Source organism: Nocardioides limicola (assembly GCF_016827675.1).
In the GTDB taxonomy this organism is placed as follows: Bacteria; Actinomycetota; Actinomycetes; order Propionibacteriales; family Nocardioidaceae; genus Nocardioides; species Nocardioides limicola.
The window spans coordinates 18,558-32,744 of sequence record NZ_JAERJA010000017.1; the positions used below are offsets into that span (position 1 = coordinate 18,558).

15 protein-coding genes are annotated in these 14,187 nt (G+C 62.8%); 6 read left to right on the forward strand and 9 right to left on the reverse strand.

What is annotated here, in order from left to right; all coding sequences use genetic code 11:
• Nucleotides 1–53: 53 nt before the first annotated feature.
• Nucleotides 54–692 (forward strand): TetR/AcrR family transcriptional regulator, encoded by a 639-nt coding sequence (locus JKG67_RS18105; RefSeq protein ID WP_203338762.1) that lies wholly within the window; start codon nucleotides 54–56, stop codon nucleotides 690–692.
• 12 nt (nucleotides 693–704) lie between these two features.
• On the opposite strand, the gene JKG67_RS18110 is transcribed toward JKG67_RS18105, so the two are convergent.
• Both JKG67_RS18110 and JKG67_RS18115 read right to left on the reverse strand, forming a co-directional pair.
• A complete protein-coding gene (locus JKG67_RS18110) occupies nucleotides 705–3,596 on the reverse strand; it encodes a DUF3427 domain-containing protein (protein ID WP_203338763.1) in 2,892 nt (963 codons plus the stop codon).
• Nucleotides 3,593–4,003, reverse strand: a complete 411-nt coding sequence (locus tag JKG67_RS18115) for a (deoxy)nucleoside triphosphate pyrophosphohydrolase (protein ID WP_203338764.1) — start codon at nucleotides 4,001–4,003, stop codon at nucleotides 3,593–3,595. The genes JKG67_RS18110 and JKG67_RS18115 overlap by 4 nt, the downstream gene beginning before the upstream one ends.
• Nucleotides 4,004–4,258: 255 nt before the next feature.
• Here JKG67_RS18115 and JKG67_RS18120 point away from each other — a divergent pair, with 255 nt between their 5' ends.
• The 4 genes from JKG67_RS18120 to JKG67_RS18135 all read left to right on the forward strand — a co-directional run bounded on the left by JKG67_RS18120 (nucleotide 4,259) and on the right by JKG67_RS18135 (nucleotide 6,454).
• Nucleotides 4,259–4,651: a YycP family beta-propeller protein gene (locus tag JKG67_RS18120; protein ID WP_203338765.1), complete on the forward strand. Its 393-nt coding sequence runs from the start codon at nucleotides 4,259–4,261 to the stop codon at nucleotides 4,649–4,651.
• A 58-nt stretch (nucleotides 4,652–4,709) separates the two neighbouring features.
• The gene (locus tag JKG67_RS18125) at nucleotides 4,710–5,153 is read left to right on the forward strand and encodes a WapI family immunity protein (protein ID WP_203338766.1); all 444 of its coding nucleotides are present in this window, start codon (nucleotides 4,710–4,712) and stop codon (nucleotides 5,151–5,153) included.
• A gap of 234 nt (nucleotides 5,154–5,387) precedes the next feature.
• Nucleotides 5,388–5,792, forward strand: a complete 405-nt coding sequence (locus JKG67_RS18130) for a hypothetical protein (RefSeq protein ID WP_203338767.1) — start codon at nucleotides 5,388–5,390, stop codon at nucleotides 5,790–5,792.
• Between the two features lie 281 nt (nucleotides 5,793–6,073).
• Complete coding sequence (locus tag JKG67_RS18135; RefSeq protein ID WP_203338768.1) at nucleotides 6,074–6,454, forward strand: helix-turn-helix domain-containing protein; 381 nt, start codon at nucleotides 6,074–6,076, stop codon at nucleotides 6,452–6,454.
• A gap of 27 nt (nucleotides 6,455–6,481) precedes the next feature.
• On the opposite strand, the gene JKG67_RS18140 is transcribed toward JKG67_RS18135, so the two are convergent.
• From JKG67_RS18140 to JKG67_RS18150, 4 genes are all read right to left on the reverse strand, one after another.
• On the reverse strand, nucleotides 6,482–8,230 hold the full coding sequence (locus JKG67_RS18140; protein WP_203338769.1) for an ABC-three component system protein: 1,749 nt from the start codon (nucleotides 8,228–8,230) through the stop codon (nucleotides 6,482–6,484).
• Entirely contained in the window at nucleotides 8,230–8,502 is a 273-nt protein-coding gene (locus JKG67_RS19290; RefSeq protein WP_372442132.1) for an ABC-three component system middle component 6, read from the reverse strand. The genes JKG67_RS18140 and JKG67_RS19290 overlap by 1 nt, the downstream gene beginning before the upstream one ends.
• The gene (locus JKG67_RS18145; protein WP_203338770.1) at nucleotides 8,472–9,404 is read right to left on the reverse strand and encodes an ABC-three component system protein; all 933 of its coding nucleotides are present in this window, start codon (nucleotides 9,402–9,404) and stop codon (nucleotides 8,472–8,474) included. Before JKG67_RS18145 ends, JKG67_RS19290 begins: the two co-directional genes overlap by 31 nt.
• A 66-nt stretch (nucleotides 9,405–9,470) precedes the next feature.
• Nucleotides 9,471–9,740 carry a hypothetical protein gene (locus tag JKG67_RS18150; RefSeq protein WP_203338771.1) on the reverse strand — a complete coding sequence of 90 codons (270 nt, stop codon included), beginning with the start codon at nucleotides 9,738–9,740 and terminating at the stop codon, nucleotides 9,471–9,473.
• A 281-nt stretch (nucleotides 9,741–10,021) separates the two neighbouring features.
• Between JKG67_RS18150 and JKG67_RS18155 the strand changes: the two genes are divergently transcribed.
• A complete protein-coding gene (locus tag JKG67_RS18155) occupies nucleotides 10,022–10,309 on the forward strand; it encodes a hypothetical protein (RefSeq protein ID WP_203338772.1) in 288 nt (95 codons plus the stop codon).
• Here the strand turns inward: JKG67_RS18155 and JKG67_RS18160 are convergent.
• The 3 genes from JKG67_RS18160 to JKG67_RS18170 form a co-directional block, all read right to left on the reverse strand.
• A complete protein-coding gene (locus tag JKG67_RS18160; RefSeq protein WP_203338773.1) occupies nucleotides 10,306–10,515 on the reverse strand; it encodes a KTSC domain-containing protein in 210 nt (69 codons plus the stop codon). The two genes, JKG67_RS18155 and JKG67_RS18160, sit on opposite strands and share 4 nt — an antisense overlap.
• Nucleotides 10,516–10,673: 158 nt before the next feature.
• Nucleotides 10,674–13,295, reverse strand: a complete 2,622-nt coding sequence (locus JKG67_RS18165; RefSeq protein ID WP_372442133.1) for a TrlF family AAA-like ATPase — start codon at nucleotides 13,293–13,295, stop codon at nucleotides 10,674–10,676.
• 157 nt (nucleotides 13,296–13,452) lie between these two features.
• On the reverse strand, nucleotides 13,453–14,187 hold a 735-nt coding region (locus JKG67_RS18170; protein WP_203338775.1), incomplete at its 5' end, for an IS256 family transposase.

Genomic DNA, 14,187 nt, shown 5'->3' on the forward strand with positions numbered 1-14,187 from the left:
CTCCTTGTCAATGCCTGGGCCCGACCCGGGCAGCTGAGCGCTACGGTGAGGCCATGGCGCGACACAAGGACCAAGCCGCTCGGCGCGAACACCTGATCGCGGCGACGCTCACCACCATCGCCAACCATGGACTGCCCAGCGCGACGATGAAGAACATCGCCGAGGAAGCCGGCGTCTCGCCCCGGCTGGTCGCCTACTACTACCCCGACCTTGAGAAGCTGATCGAGGCCACTCACCAAGCAGCGACCGACCGGTACTACTGGTCACGGCAACGCGACATCGACGGCGACCTGAGCCCCACCACCAAGCTGGCCCGTCTGATGCACTCGGGTCTGCCCCGGGGGAAGGATCTGCTCCTCAGCCAGGTGCTGGACGAGATCTCGGTGAGCGCAAGCCGCAGCCCGATGCACGCCACCTTGGTGACGCTGCTCTTCGACCGCGAGGTGTCGCTCTACGCCTCGGTCCTCGACGTCGGGCGGGCGGTGGGTGAGTTCGACCTGACTGACGCCCCCGAGGTGATCGCGCGCAACTTCGTCGCCCTGGAGGACGCCCTGGGGCTGCACTTGCTCGCCCACAACTCGTCTATGACCCTGCCACGGGCCGAGGAGCAGTTGGCCAGCTATGCGCAATCCGCCACAGGAGTTCGGATCACCCCTGAGGCGCCGGGACCGCAGCCCCGGGTGCGGACCTGACGTGCTGAAGCATCAGCCGACGGTCAGCGTCGGGTGGAAGTAGTCGAAGAGTCCGCGCTCGATGGGGTCGTCGAAGTGCAACAGCATCCGTACGACGTCGAGCTGCCTGCCCTTGCCATCTGGCATGGTGGTCTGCTCCGCCGCGGCCGGTGACGCACGCCCTAGGTAGTAGAAGTCGGTTCCTTCCGCGTCGTCCTTCTTGACGAACACGTGCACATCCACGTGCTTGTTCAGAATCGCGACTACCTCGGCGCTTGCCATCGTCCGCCGTGAGCGAGTGAACCACCGCATCGTCGACGGATCTATGAGCTCGTCTTCATAGGCCGTGCTCGCCGCAACCTCGTCAGACTTGTGGAGCGTCACGAAGATGGGACATACGCCGGATTGGGTGTCGACCTTGTAGCCATAGAGGGTGGACGTCCACTTGCGTGGCCAATTGAGGAGTCGGCAGACCTCCTTGCGCGAGTACTGCCGACCAACGGTGAACGACCTATCCGCGGAGTAGTAGTCGGCAGCCATGTGTGTGCCCGTGCGCAGCAGGTCTTCGACAGCCTCAGCAAAGAGCCTGTTCTCTGCCATTGACTCCTGGAACTGCGACGTCAAGGCGACGGAGTCAGGTGTCGGCCGGGTGACGACACCGGTGCCGTACCGACGCTGATCGGCTTCGGAGTGCCTCTCAAGGGTCAACGTATCGATGGCGCTCTGAACGTGGGTCGCTGTGCACGGGAGTCCCGACGCCGAGAAGGCGGCAGCGATGTCGCTGGCGCCCGCCGCCTGCGCGCGCAAGAGAAGATCGAGGAGCACGAACTCGTGAAGGCGCTTGGCGGGGAGCACTTCATGCGAGAGCAGACCCAAGGCCTTGTGTTCCGCAGACGAGAGGCCTGCGTCCACCCTGAGCACACTTTGGACCAGGGCTGGGTAGTTCTCCTTCTTGGTCGCCAACAGCACCGGATCTACCGATTCGAAGCGGAAGAAGTCCCATAGGCTCGGTACTTCGCCGACGCGGTTGCGCATCGACTCGATCGCGGCCTTGAGCCGCAACATCCCATCAAGGTGCGTGTCAGCGATCGATCGAAGGATCCGGTCTTGCGAGATCCGGTCGAACCGGACGCTCGACAGGCCGGGCAGCACTCCTGTCTCCTCCGCAGCAATCAGCCCCTGGCGGAGCGACTCCTTGTTGAGGGACTCATCACCGAAGAGGGCAATCGGCACTAAGTAGTTGTTGGCGTAGTTCCCGATGAAGTCGATGACGACGAGGTACTCCTTGCCTTCGGCCTTCCGCAGGCCTCGGCCCAACTGCTGGACGAAGACGATCGCAGACTGGGTCTGCCGGAGCATGACGATCTGATTCACCGTGGGAATGTCGACGCCTTCGTTGAAGATGTCGACGGTAAGGATGTAGTCGAGCTCGCCTGCCTCCAACTGACGTACGACGGCTTCACGGTGAGGGATGGAGTCCTCACCGGTGAGCGCGACAGTCCTCAGTTGCCGACCGTGCAGTCGTCTGGCGTTGAGGGCTGCTGATAGAGCTCGGGCTTCGTCCTTCCGGCTGCAGAAGATGAGTCCGCGCGGCGCGACACCGGCTTGGCCGTACGTGTCGAGGGCGCTGACGACGTGGCTCACGCGTTCTGGCGAGATCAGTAGTGCGAGTTCTGTCTCGTCGGTGGTGGTCGTGCCATCGTCGTAGGTCACATCGGCGACACCGTAGTAGTGGAAGGGTGCGAGCATGTCCGACTCGATGGCGTGCTTCAGTCGGATCTCGTAGGGGACGTTGTAGTCGAAGAGCTCGAAGACGTTGAAGCCGTCGGTTCGCTCGGGGGTTGCTGTCATGCCGAGCAGGAACTTCGGTTCGAAGTAGTTCAGAATGCGCTGGTGAGTGGCGGCGCCTGCGCGGTGAGCTTCATCGATGAGCATGTAGTCGAACTCCGTGGGCGCGAACTGTTCCAGAGCCCCTGGCTGCGACAGAGTCTGAACGGTAGCGAACACATGGCGCCGCTCCGGCTGCTTCACGCTTCCGGACAGTTTGCCGAACTCGGTGGCGGGGCCTCCGAGGACGCGACGATACTCATCGATTGTCTTGTCGAGGATCTGCTCTCGGTGCACCACAAACAGGAGCCTGCGCGGGTTCAAGGCACGCGCGTCGAGTGCGGACAGGATCGTCTTGCCGGTGCCTGTGGCCGAGATGACGATCGCTCGGCGCTTTCCCTGCTCGCGTACTTCCGCGATGGCACGAAGAGCCTCTCTCTGCATCAGATTCGGCGTGATCTGCTGCGGGCTGTGTGGGACTACGAGCCGGCTCGGCCGTGACATCGGCGGCGTGTACGAATCGGCGTAGGCATCGATCCAGGCTTGAGTCAGCGGAACGGAGTCGTCCAACTGGTGGGTGACCAGTTGCGCGAACTGGTCAGCGAGGTCGCTTTGTGCCGCTGCCGAGACCTTGAGGTTCCACTCGTGGTTCGTGACGAGGGCGCTCTCGGTGAGGTTAGAGCTGCCGACCATCGCCGTCACGCCATCAGCGGCGGTGAAGATGTAGCCCTTCGGATGAAAGGCGCTGGCGCTGTGGCGGCGTACGTCGAATCCGTGCTTGGTCAGGCCGTGAAGCTCGGCAAACGCCTGTGGTGAGTTGAAGCCGAGGTAGTCCGAGGTGATGATCCGGCCGGTTCCGTCGAAGTCGATGAGCTCTTGCTTGAGCAGGGCGATGGCGCGCGGGGACACGAAGGCAACCGAGAAGGTGAACTCGTCGCTGCGCTTTAGCTCCTCGCGTAGCGAACGGAGCATCGACCCCGACTGGTTGTTGAGCACGACCTTGGGGTGGAGCCCGCGTGGGCCAGGTCCAGCCCGATTCAGGTAGCCGTACTGAACGTCCCCGGTCAGCCGGTCAGTCCAGGTGATGTCTCGCTTCATCCGGAAAGCTTCTTCTGGATGACATCGACGGCTGGGATATCTGCAGGGGCCCAGTCGAGATGGTGCAAGTCGGCCGGGGCCAGCCACCGGACTTCTGCGTGCTCAGTGAGGGCAGGTTCCCCGTCGAGGAGATCGCAGTAGAAGGTCGTCAAGGTGACGATGCCGAAGTCATACTCGTGGGTCGTCGTCGTTACCTCGTCACCGACCTTGACCGAACAGCGAAGCTCTTCGTCAATCTCCCGGGAGAGCGCCTCGCGGGTAGTTTCACCAGGCTCGATCTTGCCGCCGGGGAACTCCCACATGCCTGAGAGCGCGCCGGGCCCGCGCTGTGCGCAGAGGACGTTGCCGTCGTGGACGATCACCGCACCGACGACACTGATTCGCTTCTTCTCCGAGCTCGTCTGCATCAGCCGTGAGCTTAGTGGTCAACTGGTGCCGAGTGCCCGAACACCGGCAGATCACTCCGATGGCGACTTCACGCCCCCCGCCGTTGGACCTCAAACCCCACTGTGAGACTTACCGTTGCTCGCCTGCCCGGGGCGTCGACGTGGCGTAGCCCGCTCGCCCATCGACCGGCTCGTGCTCGGGTAGGTCGGGTGCGTGTGGCCTTGTTGGTGGGCGTCTTGGCGTTGACCGCGTGCGGCGGATCGCCACGGAGTCAGGTGGCCATCGAGAAGAACGACGTGGACGCGGAACGAGCAGTGGCGGCGCTCTACCTGAGCTCCCAGTTCCTCAAGGGTTCACCGGAGGTCGGATACGTGGTCTTCATCGACTCCGACGGAGGAACTCAGACCATCGAGACCAGCGGCATGGACGTTGCGCAAATGAAGTGGACCGACGATGGCCTGTTCTTCTCAGACCGCGACAACGACTATCTGCTGACCGACACGTTGGAGGCCATCCCTAGCCCCAAACGCGCACAGGTCCAGAGCTCGGCCGCCTACCTAGGTGCGGGTCGAGGGTTCGCCGCTGTCTACAACGTCGGAATGGGCGAGGAGGGTGCGTTTCGACACCGGCATCGGGTTCTCCGGCGTTGCCAGCGAGGTTATCCCTGAGTGCGGCAGATCAGGCCGCATTCCTGCGCGTCGACCGACGGTATGAGAAGGTCCAGCCATGTCGGTCGAGTTGCTCATCGGGTCGCGGGATGCCGAGCACCTGGCGATTGAGGTGCTGGGTCGAGAACGCCCGGGTGACAGCGACTACTGGGACGGCAACTGGGTGATTGCGGACATCGACCTGGTCGCCGGAGGATTCAGGGGCAGGGTCAAAGCGTCGCTTCGGATGGATGAAGTTCACCGCCTGAACGAGGGCCTCAAGTTCATGCGCGACAACCTCTTCGGCGCGGCCATGCTTGAGAGCATGGAGGACTGGATCTCTCTGGAGATCAAGTGCGATGCCGCTGGACGGCTCACGGTTGTCGGGGAGTTGCGCGACCAATCTTCCACGGGCAACGTGCTGACCTTCGGGCTGCCCGAGAAGGACCAGTCGTATCTCGCGGAGTGGATCGCATGCCTCGATGCCATGGAGCAGGAGTTTCCGGTCGTCGGCAAGCCGTAGTGGCGACCGCCCCCTACGCGGCATGACATGGCGGGTGACGCGGACGCCATGCCCGGAAGAATCCAGCCGCCTAAGTCAGACTGGACCTGTGGATCGGGACCAGCTAGTGGCCGCAGAAGGACAGTACCGGCACGGCCGCAAGACTGTGTCGGGAGGCGCTGCTCGCTGGAGAGTGACAACCTAGCGCCATCAGCGGCATGAGCGAGCGCTCGGCATTGCCCATAGCATGGGCGGATGTTCTCCCGTCGCGGCCAGCCGCCTCCCGAGGACCCGAGCGTCGCCCCGGTCGAGGAAATCCTCAAAGCGGCTGCGTCCCGCTCAAGCGGCGAGGTGACGCGCCGAGATGGGCGACTGATTGTGACCCACGCGATCTGGCTCTGCGCCTGCGAGACCATGGATCAATCGCCGCTATGGCTGATCTACGCCGTGGGTGAGGATGGCCTCGGATGGCAGCGGGTCGCCGAGCCGGAGGTATCGGACGTTGTCGAAGCGGAGTACCTGACAGGTTGCCACCCCGCCCCTGAGGGGGTGTTGGTGTGGTTGCGCGGCGATCAGCCCTACCCGTGGCGTGGCCCCGCCGACTTCCCAGAGCAATCTTTCATCTACGAGGAACTCCGGCGAAGAGTCCATTCCATCTAAAGCTGCATGACGGGTGATGCGGCCTCGCTCAGCCTGCGGGCTCATCGGCGGGGACCGCGAGGATCGCGGCATGTCCGTACACAGAGCCCCCCGGGGCTCTGTCGAGGCGGCCCCACCCCGCACGGCATAGCGTTCAGATCTCTCCCCCACCAGTCCCCACAGCCGGGAAGTGACCAGAAGGCGGCATGCCGAAAAGAGATGAAACCGCAGGCTGACCTGCGGTTTCTCGTGGTGGTCCTAAGTGGACAACTTTCGAACCCCCCCCTCGACCCCTGTTGCGGATGCTCCGGGGTGAGGCCGCGACGGTCACCTCTCATCCGCAGCGCCTCGAATCGGGAGAGACCCGCCAGCGACAGATCCACTTGCCCCCGGCCCGTCAGCAGCAGTTGGTCGACCACTACAAGGCAGGTGCCACGCAGCGTGAGCTGGCGCGAGAGTACGGCATCCACCGGACGACGGTCTCCAGCATCCTTGACCGCCACGGCGCCGAGCGTCGTTGCGGCCTCCATCCAGATCTGGTCGACGAAGCCGTCATGCGCTACGAGGAGGGGCAATCCCTCGCGACCATCGGGCGGGCTCTCGGCGCAGACCCCGGCACGGTCAAGGCCCGACTCGTCGAGCGAGGGGTCGCGATGCGCGACACCCACGGCCGCTCGCGGTGAAGAACCAGATGTGCGGCACCAAACGGATCAATCGAAACGGAAGCCAAAGATGCCGCCCGTGTCGTACTCATCGGTCAGACGCGGTTCGATGATGCAGTCAGCGACCCCAGCTCCGTGTCGCTCTGCCTTGTCAAGGTCGTCAGAGTTCATGGTCACGACGTACTGCAGACCTTCCTCCGAGCAAACCTGGCGAGCGAGCGACAGCGCCTTCGCAACCTGACGCTCGTCCACACCGTCGAACAGATGGCTGTCGTGCACCAAGAAGTCGGGCCCGCGCCCGCCCCTGCGAGCGATTACTGCCGCCATCAGATCGAAACAGAACGTGACCATCTTGCCTACGCCCTGGCTGTCCTCACCGCCGATGTGAGGGTTGATACGCAGACTGGTTTCGAGAGCGGTGATCTCGACCCACGCGTCCCGCTCGGCCCCGTACAAGGTCGAGGCGAACCTCTGGAACAGCGTGTTGATCTCTGTGACTGTGCCCTCTCGCTCCCCGAGGTCCCTGCTGATCGCCTGTTGGAGCTTTCCGCGCTCCAGCCTGATCTCTGCCTGCGTCGCCTCCAACTGCACCGCTGTGTCGAGCCGTGATTGCAGCGTGCCAAGGTCCGTCTGGGCAGCCGACAGTTGCTGCTGAAGGGCGGTGAACGCGGCGAGCGCGCCTCCCTGCTCGAGCGTCCGGAGTAGTCCTGCATGTCGTTCGCCCATCCTGTCACGCTCCCGCTGGCGCTCGTCGAGTCGGCCGCGAGTCGCCTCAAGCTCGTCCTGCAGATACGTGCGCCGGTTCGCGATAACCGAGTCATGGAAGACCCGCACGTCGTCGTATGTGCGCAGGACAGCGCCGGGAAGTTCAACGCCGAGCTCACGATAGATCCGCTCCACGTAACTGACGTCCGGCTCATCCTCGTCGCGAATCGCCGCCTCCAAGTCAAGGATGTTGCGACGATCCGCAGCGTCCGCGCGTCGCAGGGTCCGAATCTGTTCGTCGACCGTGTCCGCCTCAGCCTGTAGGCGCTCGTACTCCGGCACGACTCGGAACGCCCCGACTTGCTCTTGTAGCGACCGGACCCTGGCGTTGGCCGCAGTCACTTGGCCCCGCAGCTCGGAGACTGCGCCGACAACCAGCTTGAACCCGGGGTCCTTGATGGCCTCGCGGAGCTTCTTTCGCACGGCCTCCCTAGCGGCGAGCGATTGGTAGCCAGCCGCCAGTCGCCAGTCGAGTCCGAGAAGGTAGGCGACGTTGGATGACGCTTCAGTGACTGACTGCCGGGGGAAGGTCTGAACGGGGTCGTCGAAGCCGTGCTGGGACACGCGACGCGCATAGAAGGACAGGAGCCCGCGGACGCTCACGCCCTGGTGTTCTTCGGGCAGCCCGAACAGTGACGCGCCGATAGCGGCGAGCCACTCAGCAAGCGGCATGTCACGGGCGAAGGTGGGCAAGGTGTCTGCTCCGCCCGTGACGGCCGGGCTCACCCCCACCTTCGACCGTGACCGGGGCTTAAGCGACCTTGATGCCGTGACGGGTTCCGCGAGTCCCGGCCAGTCGAGAATCAGCGTGAACACATCCTCACGCAGGGCGCGGTTGGCCATCACCGAATCTGTCAGCCGACCCATACCGAGCACGTAGTGCAAGATTTCGATGAGGGACGACTTACCGGCACTGTTCCGACTGTCCGTCGTCGTCGAGGTAGCGGTCTTGTCCGCGACGAGAATGTTCAGGCCTGGACCGAGGACGACGGTCTTGAAACGATCGTCGCTCGATCGCACTTCCCTCAGCATTACGCGACGCTCCGAACGATCAACCCGGCTTCAAGTCGCACGGCGCCGACCGCGTAAAGCGTGTCCAGGGCTAGCACGAACCAGGAGAACGAAACCGCAGCGTGATTCCCGTTGGAAGCGCGCCATTGCCCGAGCCTGGACCACACTTGGCTGACCGTCATCGGCTCATCCAATAGCTGCGCAATCTGTGCACCCACAGTAAGCAGCGCCCGTTGGGGCGCGATCCCCTTAGTGGGCGTGATCACGACGCAACCTCCGTGGGCGGAGCCCACCCTGCCGGTGGGTTCTCAAAGATGTCGCAGCGTTGGAAGAAGTAGGCAAGCACCGCAGTCTGCGCCCTGTAGAGCGGGCCCGACTGGATCCGCGACCCGGCAAGGAACTCCCGCAAGCGCAGCAACGTGTCTTCTGGCTCAAGACTGTCCGCAACCGCGTCTCGGTACTCCAGATTGAATCGAGCAGCGACTTCATCGCGCTCAGTCACATCGATCCGACGTGCGTAGTAGTCATCGATCATCGGCGAGTGCCGCATGGCGTCACGCAACTCGGCTTGGCTGTCGGGGGTCAGGTCACTGAATCGGAGCTTGTCGATCGACACAGCCTCAACAGGGACGACTTCGTCGGACGCGACGCCCGCTCCCGACAACTCAGCAAGCAGCTCCTCCATCTCAGCGAGTCCGACCGTAACGGTGTGCTGCAGCGGGAGTTGGGTGCCGAGGAGTGTCTCGACTTGATCGCGGCTCAGGCGCCCCATGACATCCCGTAGGTGCCGGAACCCCATCACCTCAAAGCGGACGGAGCCGTGGGCGTCATGGGCGCCAGCGAGGGCTGCCGATACCTCCGGGTGCGTCCCACGGGTGTCGTTGTGCACGAACACGAAGGAGTCGAACTGGCCCGAGCGCTTCGCGAGTGCGCCAGCCAGGTCGCCGTTGAACTTGCTGACCGTCTTTGAGGCATCCGGCGTCTCCGGTGCGTAGCAGGCGTAGAGACGCCGCTCATGGAGGCTGAGTCCGTCGCTCGCAAGGTCGCCGAGATTTCCGTGGGTGCGGACGTCGACAAACGCCGGGTCAGAGCAAGTCATCAGATCATGGAAGAACCCTTGGAACGCGTCGCCAGTCAGGGAGTGCAACTTCGACCACAGCAGCGGGCGCATAGACAACCGCTCGTAGAAGTCCACGACACCCCTCCTCTGACTTGGCCGCGGCGCTCAGGACAGGCTAATCGCACCGCGCTGAACAAACCGTCAGAACCCGTACTTCTCCTTGCGTAGGCGGAAGGCCTTCTCCCCACCCTCCATGACTGCGGTGATCTGGTCGACGTCGACCGTCTGGCCCGCCAGTTCCGCCTTCACCTGTTCTCCAGCCGCGTCGATGCGCTTGCGTGAGATGTCAGCGATGGTGTCGAACCCGGCGCGCTTGGCGTCAGCGTCGTCCGTCGGCTCCGGCAACTGGACCGCGATGAACCGACGGCTTCCACCATCCTTGGCGTTCACCGCCGTCACCCACCGCACCACCGGCGAGATCCTCAGCGAACACGACATCAACCCCACCAAGAGCTACTGGCGCAACAAACAACGAGAGCCCGGCCGATGGCCGGGCTCTCAACGATGACCCGACTCATCTATCAACAATGACTCGACTCATCACACTGGTGGCCCTATCGAGCCTTGACTCAAACAAATGGCTACCCCTGTTAGTACGGGATTGGGCACCTACACCGACGACTCAGCCGGCCTGCGAGGACGAGCGGCGTGGTCCTCTGCGCCAGCGGCAGAACCGCCAGACCAAGCTTGACGTGGCGGCCATCGCGGCCCGGTACGCCGAGGGTGCGACAGTCAGACAGTTGGCCACCGAGTTCCACTGCCATCGCACGACTGTCGCGCTCAGGCTGAAGGAGCACGGCATCGAGATGCGCAACCGGCCCGCAACGACCGATGAGATCGCCCAGTTCATCGCTCTCTACGAATCAGGCCTGTCGCTAGTCAAGGTGGCCGAGAAAACCGGCATCTCCGAGAAGACCGTCATGAACAGGCTGAGAGCCGAGGGCGTCCAGCTCCGGGACACGCACGGTCGCGAGCGCTAGGAGATCCGTCGGTAGACGTAGCCGCCCTTCTTGATGAATCGATCGAGGTACTGCCCATGGCTTGGCGCCGCCATCAGGCCAGCGTGCACCTCAACAGGGACGCCGTCGTACTGGTACACGGAACCATTCTTGAACGCCACCTCGAGGATGCCGCCCTCGTACCCGATCTCGGCGAGGTTGCTACTAACGACGGGTACCCGCTCCATGGCTCGTACCAGCACCTTCCTGTCGGCAAGTCTTACGTGCGCAAACGTTTCGCGCGCCGCCCGCATTCCCGAGTAACCGGACGCGGCGCCCGACGCCGTCAGATCAGCGAATGTTGCGGCCGTGACCGAGCAACAGACGAACAACAACGACGACGCATCTAGCGTCCGACCGAGGATCGCAACTTCATGGCGCGACGACTGAATGGAATAGGGCCACCCTCGAGATGGTCCAGAGCCAAGCGATTTAGCTTGTGCCGTTCGAGGGATCCCGAGGCTTCCACCTCCCCGTGCCCAGCAGTCGCCTTCATCGTGACGATCTGCTCCGCATCACCACTCACTACGATCCCAGGGCTACGAGTTGCAAACAGATACTGGCGACTTCCTCTCAGATCGCGAAGGCGATCCACGAGATACTCCTCAATCCACGGGGCGTGAAGCGCATCTTCCGGCTGATCTACGAGAACCGGAGTATCGCCATCCGCTAGCAGGATCACAAGGATCGCAGTGCATCGTTGTCCGTGTGAAAGCTCTTCGATCTCGGTGTATTGGTGATCGTCAGGCTTTTTGAACTTGATCGTGAGCACATCTGGGCGGTCGATGGTTTGCATCTCTAGCAACGCTTCCCAGAGATCTTGGTCATCGATATTCGCTAGCAACTTGGCGACGCTCGCGGCGTCGATCCCTTTATCAGGGTCAACGATCGCGGCCGTGTCGCCAGTCCAGAGGCTCCGCGAGAACTTAAGCGGATGAGTTCGCAAGGCAAGCTGGTTGAGGAACTCTTCCTTTACGCGCGACCCAACCTTGATCGTGGCGAGAGCTTCGCGAAATGCCTTGTGGTCACCCTCGTTGGGCACATCCAGCTTCACGAAGCCAGCCGCCTTCTCGTTCACCTCTGACACGCGGGAACGTCGAAGTGCCCGACGTTCCTTTCGCGCCGCATGCAGTTGCTCCACCAACTTCTCGCGTTCCGCTTCAAGGGCTGCCAGATCAGGTCTCGCGACGGAATCAAGCTCAGTCTTCGCGGCTTCAGCGTGTGCCAGTTTCCCTTGCAGTTGCTCCAGACTCGCGCGGAGAGCCGTCAGCGAGGAATGATCCGTATCAACCTTGTCGAGTTCCTCGTCCAGTTTCGCCTTGAATTCAACAAATCCCGCATCCCACTTCGATGCGATTCTGGCGAGTTCCACGGTCGCCTCGGCCTTTGCTGAACCGAGGGCCGCCAGCGCTGCGTCCACGCGCTCCTTGAGCTTCTTCACGACGGCCGAAGCGTCGGCAAAGTGCGTCTTGTTAGCGTCGACGCTATGCGTAAGCGCGGGGCCAGGAACCTCAATCGACGGAACATCTAGATCGTCAATGCGCTTCACAGTTCGCTCAAGCAGGGTCCGCTCAGCAGTCCAACCAGACTGAGCCTTCACAGCGTCGGTCTTGAATACATCGGAGAGCTTACGGACCTGTTCCTTGAGGTCCGAGACGCGCGCAGCCTCGTCGCTCAGGCTGTCGACCCGCTTGCGCGCGGCAATCAACTTGCGAGCGTTGACGCGCAGGCTGTCAACAGCTTCATCAATCCGGCGGCTGATACCACTCAAATCGAGTGCCGCGTCAATCAGCGTCATACGTCCAACAGGTTCACGCGAATAGTCGAGTACCTCGCCCTGCGAGAATGCAGCCAAGGGGCAAATTTGCCTGGGGTCGAGATCTATCTCCGCCCAATCATCCGCGGTCTGCTGAAATACCTTTGACGCACTCGACCCTGCCGAATCAAAAGTTCGCTCGATCTTGTAGCGCTTTGCGTCCGACAGAAGAATCAGGCGAACTACGCTGCCATTCATTAGGGCCTTGTTCATCCGCGAATCGATCTCAGCGCGAATCGCCGAGAAGGCAGCCCCGTCGACTTGTTGCTGAACCGCGAAGCGCACGGCCTCAAGGATGAGCGACTTTCCAGTGCCGGTGCCGCCGAGCAGACAGTTGAGGTCCGGAGACAAGTCGATACGCTCGCCACCGAGGAACCCACCGATCATCTCGACTGACTCGATGTGCGCGTACGCAACCTCAGGGGGTTCTTCTAAAGAGACCCGAAGTTCGGGGTCGGCCAACGCATGTCGGATACCGACTAGATCCGGGCGTGACGCCTTGATCCAAGTACGACGCGCGCCGATGCCGGAGAGAGAATGGCAACTAAGCGACGAGTCCCAGGTGTCTGAGCCGCGAACGAATGCCATCGTGCGTGCGTCTCCGACCTTACTGTCCACTTCGCTGCGGGTATCCAGGTGCACGACCTCGACCGCAGAGAGCTCCTCGCACAGGAGAGTCCGCTTGAGGTGGGCTTTCACCTCTAGCTTGAGCAGGCCCTTCGGCTTCTCGACATGAGCGGCGATCGCAACGCCCCCTGCGGCATCTACCTCCTTCGCTGCTGCCGCGAAGCCTACTTCCGCGGATACATCGAGCTTTCCTCGATCCGCCTGCCCAAAGCCGAGGCGGACAAGTAGCTCATCGATAACTACTGGGTCGGTCCCTTCCTCCCAGATGGCGAGCAGGTGGCCTTCGGTAGTACTGATCTCCACTCCCGGCAGGACGACCAGAGGCTTGCCGGATGCCGCATCGGCAACCTGCTTGCACCACGCAGACGTGTTGTGATCCGTCACTGCGATGGCGTCTAGCCCGGCGTCCAAGGCGGCCTGAACAATCTCATCGGCGGTGCCGTAGTGTTCTGCTTTCGCGTCCTGAGAGCCTGGCGTGTGCACGTGGAAGTCCACTGCCCAGAACCTTGCCCAATCCACGCTCATCGCGACGTTTCCATTCTCATCACTGGCCTCCGCTCAGTCCGAAGAAGCGATCGAAGAACGTGGTCAACGCCTCGATCACCGTCTGCTTCTTGTCTCCATGGCCGCCCCCGGCTGAGAACCGGGGTCTGTCGGAAACTTTGTGTAAGTGGGCATCGGCTCAGTTGAGACCCAGGCGGTCGCCGTAGGTCATGGACAAGACGTTGAGGATGTTCTTCCAGCCGGCGATCCGGCCGCTGGGGTTGGGCCGGTTCGGTTCGCGATGCCGCACGGCGAGGTAGAGGACCTTGAGCGCGGACTGCTCGTCGGGGAAGTGCCCGCGCCGCCGTGTCGCGGCCCGGAACCGGGCGTTGAGGGACTCGATGGCGTTGGTGGTGTAGATGATCTTGCGGACCTCGACGGGGAAGTCGAGGAACGGCACGAACTCGGCCCACGCGTTGCGCCACAGCTTGATCATCGCCGGGTACTTCACTTCCCACTCCTCGGCGAAGATCTCGAACTCGAACTCCGCGGCCTCCACGGTCGGGGCGGTGTAGATCCGACGCAGTTGCCCGGTGATCTTCTGCCAGTGCTGCTTGGAGGAGTACCGCAGGCTGTTGCGGACCAGGTGCACCACACAGGTCTGCACGACCGCTTGGGGCCAGACCGCGTTGATCGCCTCCGGGAGGCCCTTGAGGCCGTCGCAGCACACGATGCATGCGTCGAGGATGCCACGGTTCTTCAGGTCGGTCAGCATGTTGATCCACTGCTTGGCTCCTTCGCCGCCCGAGGGGCCGACCCACATGCCCAGAACATCCCTGAAGCCGTCGAGGTTCACGCCCATCGCCACGTACACAGGCCGGTTGGCGACGCTGCCCTCGCGGACCTTGAGCACGATCGCATCGATGATGATCAC